This is a genomic window from Gilliamella sp. A7, assembly GCF_002142015.1.
In the GTDB taxonomy this organism is placed as follows: domain Bacteria; phylum Pseudomonadota; class Gammaproteobacteria; order Enterobacterales; family Orbaceae; genus Gilliamella; species Gilliamella apis_A.
In genome coordinates, this window is the sequence record NZ_NASN01000121.1 from 1 (window position 1) to 544 (window position 544).

Here is a 544-nt window from a genome sequence, read left to right on the forward strand (position 1 = left end):
GGGTTGCACCAGAAGTAGATAGCTTAACCGCAAGGGGGGCGTTTACCACGGTGTGGTCCATGACTGGGGTGAAGTCGTAACAAGGTAACCGTAGGGGAACCTGCGGTTGGATCACCTCCTTACGAAGCGCTCGTAAGTGTTCACACAGATTGTTTGTTTAGAAAGGGTCACTTTATTGGGTCTGTAGCTCAGGTGGTTAGAGCGCACCCCTGATAAGGGTGAGGTCGGTGGTTCAAGTCCACTCAGACCCACCAATTCGACTGCTTAAGCTGATGGTTAGCTTGGTTGGTTGATGAAGTGAGACAATGGGGCTATAGCTCAGCTGGGAGAGCGCCTGCCTTGCACGCAGGAGGCCAGCGGTTCGATCCCGCTTAGCTCCACCATTAAAGAAATCTCTTTTATCTATAAAAAATTATGTTTGTATTTATTTGATATTCGAATGAATAGAAAGATAAAGCTCTTTAACAATTAGGAACAAGCTGAAAGAAACGAGTTCTCGTTTTTATCGCAAGCTGATATATGAAAATATGTTGGATTGAGATAA

The 544-nt window shown here is 45.4% G+C and carries 2 tRNA genes and 1 rRNA gene; all 3 read left to right on the top strand.

The features are described 5' to 3' along the window. A 16S ribosomal RNA gene (locus B6D18_RS12410) occupies positions 1-122 on the top strand; the annotation flags it as partial. A 55-nt stretch (positions 123-177) separates the two neighbouring features. Then, positions 178-254: transfer RNA gene (locus B6D18_RS12415), tRNA-Ile, on the top strand. A 53-nt stretch (positions 255-307) separates the two neighbouring features. Continuing rightward, positions 308-383, top strand: a tRNA-Ala gene (locus B6D18_RS12420). Positions 384-544 lie beyond the last annotated feature (161 nt).